The 3,660-nt window shown below is 62.7% G+C and carries 4 protein-coding genes; all 4 read right to left on the bottom strand.

All coding sequences use genetic code 11. From position 1 onward, the window contains the following. Positions 1 to 161: 161 nt before the first annotated feature. Positions 162 to 1,148, bottom strand: a complete 987-nt coding sequence (locus B3V69_RS00495; RefSeq protein WP_296442786.1) for a Bug family tripartite tricarboxylate transporter substrate binding protein — start codon at positions 1,146 to 1,148, stop codon at positions 162 to 164. Between the two features lie 78 nt (positions 1,149 to 1,226). Next, the gene (locus tag B3V69_RS00490) at positions 1,227 to 2,021 is read right to left on the bottom strand and encodes an SDR family oxidoreductase (protein WP_296442784.1); all 795 of its coding nucleotides are present in this window, start codon (positions 2,019 to 2,021) and stop codon (positions 1,227 to 1,229) included. 230 nt (positions 2,022 to 2,251) lie between these two features. Further along, positions 2,252 to 3,199, bottom strand: coding sequence for a DMT family transporter (locus B3V69_RS00485; RefSeq protein WP_296442782.1), 948 nt, complete (start codon positions 3,197 to 3,199; stop codon positions 2,252 to 2,254). A 14-nt stretch (positions 3,200 to 3,213) separates the two neighbouring features. Then, the coding region (locus B3V69_RS00480) for a gamma-glutamyltransferase (RefSeq protein ID WP_296442780.1) at positions 3,214 to 3,660 on the bottom strand (447 nt) is incomplete at its 5' end.

Below are 3,660 nucleotides of genomic sequence, written 5' to 3'. Positions count from 1 at the left end.
CTTGCTTGGGGCGGCCCGGCGCGGCGGCCGGCCACGCGACACAGCCGGAGGTAGACCTTATTCCGTTTCTAATTCGATGCGAGATTAGGCGCACCGCTGCAGACAGTGCTTTAGCACGGCAAAGCGGGGCAACGACATATCGCGTTGAAGTAGAAATGGAATCACTGGGCCTGAAAGCCGCTGGCCTTGATGATGCGGGCCCAGGTCTGCTCATAGGCGCGTTCGCGGCTGGCCAGTTGTTGTGACGACATGAAACCCACCGTCAGCCCCATGGCGGTCAGGCGCTCACGTACATCAGGCATCGCGATCACCTTGGCCAAGGCCTCGGAAAAATGGTCAATGACGGCTTTGGGCGTGCCAACAGGCGCAAAAAAGCCGTAGTAGGGAACATCCTCAAAACCCGCCAGTCCGAGCTCGGCAAAGGTCGGCACATCCGGCAGCGCTGGCTGGCGCGTGCCACCCAATACGGCGACGATGCGAACCTTGCCGGCCCGGTGGTTCTCGATGAAATCGGGAATGGAGGCGACACCGGCGTTGATCTGGTTGCCCAGCATGTCCGCCATCATCGGCGCGCTGCCGCGGTAGGGTGCGGCTTGCAGGTCCAGCTTGTACTTCTGGCCAATGAGCTTGACCAAGAACTCGGGCACCGAGGCCGGCGCCGGAACCCCCACCGTGCCTTTGCCGGCGCCTTGGTTGCGCACCCAGGCCACGTAGTCGTTCATGGACTTGGCCGGCGTGCCGCCTGACACCGCCAGCGCGTTGACAAACGTGGCAAACCCGGCCACCGCCACGAAGTCACGGGCCGGCTCAAAACCGGGGTTTTTCACGACCAGGGGCAGGATGGAAATCGTATGGTCATGCGACAGGAAAAAGGTGCTGCCGTCGGCCGGCGCGGCCTTCAGCGCTTGCGCCGCGATCTGGCCACCGGCACCGGCGCGGTTTTCGACGATCACGGTGCTTCCCAACTGATCCTTCAGCTTGTCCGCCAGCGTGCGGGCGATCGCATCGGTGCCGCCGCCGGGCGGAAATCCGACCAGCAAGCGGACGGTGCCGGGTTGCGCCTGCGCCAGGCCGCCGAGCAAAAAAGCACTGAGCGCCAGGCTGTGGCGAAGCGCGCGCGTGATGCGCGGCAAAGGGAACTTGACCATTTGAAACTCCAGTTGATAAAGGCGAAAACCATGCCGTGGGAATTTGCTGCCACGCCATCAAGGCGTTTCAGCCGTGACTCAGAACGCGCCGGGGTAGGCGCCGCCGTCGGCCAGCACATTCTGGCCATTGATGTAGCCGGCGTGCTGACTGCACAAGAAAGCGCAGATCGCGCCAAATTCTTCGACCTGGCCAAAGCGCTGCGCCGGAATGGTCTTGCGTCGCGCCTCCGTGATGACGTCAACCGGCTGGCCGGTCTTTTGCGCGGCCCCCTGCATGACGCCCTTGAGCCGGTCGGTGTCAAACGCACCGGGCAGCAGATTGTTGATGGTGACGCCCTCGGCTGCGAGTTTGCTGCGCGAAACGCCCGCCACAAAGCCGGTCAGGCCGCTGCGCGCGCCGTTGGACAGACCCAGGATGTCGATCGGGGCCTTGACGGCACTGGACGTGATGTTGATGATGCGCCCGAAGCCGCGCGCGGCCATGCCGTCCACCGTGGCCTTGATCAATTCAATCGGGGTGAGCATGTTGGCGTCGACCGCCTTGATCCAGGCGTCCCGGTCCCAATCGCGAAAATCGCCCGGCGGCGGGCCACCGGCATTGGTCACCACGATGTCAAAGTCGCGTCGGATCGCGAACACCGCCGAGCGGCCCTCGGGCGTGGTGATGTCTGCTGCAACAAACAGCACTGTAGCCCCCGTGGAACCTACGTCATCAGCTACTAATTTTGTAGCAGAAGCGTGCAACACCGCAGCACCTCGGGCGACAATCAGCACGTTCACCCCTTCGCGCACCAGCGCCTGGGCACAGCCAAATCCCAAGCCCTTGCTGGCGCCACACACCAAAGCCCATTTACCTGCGATGCCCAAATCCATAGTCGTCACTCCATCAATTGCAAAAATCTCCTGCAATGATAGTGGCGAAATCCAGGCCGGGCCGGTGCGGCTTACCTGCAATTTTGGTGCAGCTTCCACTTTTTCTCAAAGAACAACAGGGTCAGGCGGGTGGCGCAGACGATCAGGGAGGGGGCATAGCGCGGGCGGATGAAAATCCGATGGGTGAATTTCCATCTGAAATTGAAACCCTGACGGTGCCTGCGGTACTTTTAACGCGACGCTGATCGTCCGCCACCGGTAAAGACAAAGATCCCGGCAATCACCAGCACCGTGCCGGCCGCCACCCAGGCGGTGAACGGTTCTCCCAGAATCACGACCCCCATCAGGATGGTCGACATCGGCCCGACCATGCCGGTCTGGGCCGCCACGCTGGCGCCGATGCGCTCAATCGCCATCATCACCAGCAGCACCGGCACCGCCGTGCACAGCGTCGCATTCAACACCGAGAGCCAGATCACCTGTGGCGCCACCAGGGCCGCGCTCCAGGGGCGCAGCAGCACAAACTGGGCGATGCACAACAGGCAGGCGACCGTGGTGGCCAGGCCCACCAGGCGCAGGGAACCCAAACGCTGGACCAGCTCGCCGCTGAAAGTGAGGTACACCGCATAGCTGACCGCGCTGAGAAAAACCAGCAGCGCGCCCAAGGCGGCGTCGCTGCCTTGAAGCTTGATCTCGTGGCCAAACACCAGTACCACCCCGACATAGCTGACCAGCATGCCGAGCACCTGCCGGCGTTGGATTCGCCGCTTGTAAAGCACCAGACCCAGCAACAGCACCAGCGTCGGGTTGAGGTACAGAATGAGCCGCTCCAGGGAGGCACTGATGAACGACAAACCGGCAAAGTCGAGATAACTGGCGAGGTAATAGCCGGTGACACCCAGGCCCAGAATGCCAAGCCAGTCATGGCGCGTCAGGGCTGGCTTGCCCCGGCTGGCCCACCAGGCCATCAGCGCAAAAATGGGCAGCGCAAACAGCATGCGGTACATGATGAGCGTGACCGCATCGACGCCGTGCCGGTACGCCAGCTTGACGATGATCGCCTTGCCGCTGAACGCGATCGCGCCCACGGTCGCCAGCAGCAGGCCAGTTGCTATGTTTTTAGGAGCTGCCTGCGCTTTATCTGCGGGGGCTGAGGGCCTATTTTTCTTATATTTCAAGATCAGGGGCGCACTCAAAAGCCGACCGCCTGACCGTCACGCCGGGCGTCGCTGGCCGCCACATAGCCGTCCACCATCGGGTCCCCGGCGCGCCAGATGAACTGTCCGGCGCCAAAATCCTGGTACGAGTCCTGGATGATTTCCATCCGGTGCCCGCGGTCATTCAAACCCTGCACGGTGGCCGATTTCATCGAGGCCTCCACGTTGATCGCCAGCCCGGCATTGAAGCGCCAGCGTGGCGCGTCGCACGCCGCTTGCGGGTTTTGCCGGTAGTCGAGCATGCGCACCAGTGTCTGCACATGGCCCTGCGGCTGCATGTTGGCGCCCATGACGCCAAAGCTCATCACCGGTTGGCCATCGCGCGTGAGGAAGGCCGGAATGATGGTGTGAAACGGACGCTTGCCCGGCGCCACCCGATTGGGGCTGTTCGGATTCAGGCTGAAGCCATGGCCCCGGTTTTG

The organism is Rhodoferax sp. UBA5149 (assembly GCF_002413825.1).
GTDB lineage: Bacteria > Pseudomonadota > Gammaproteobacteria > Burkholderiales > Burkholderiaceae_C > Rhodoferax.
The sequence above is the reverse complement of the archived record's forward strand: the minus strand, read 5'-3'. Positions and strand labels throughout refer to the sequence as shown.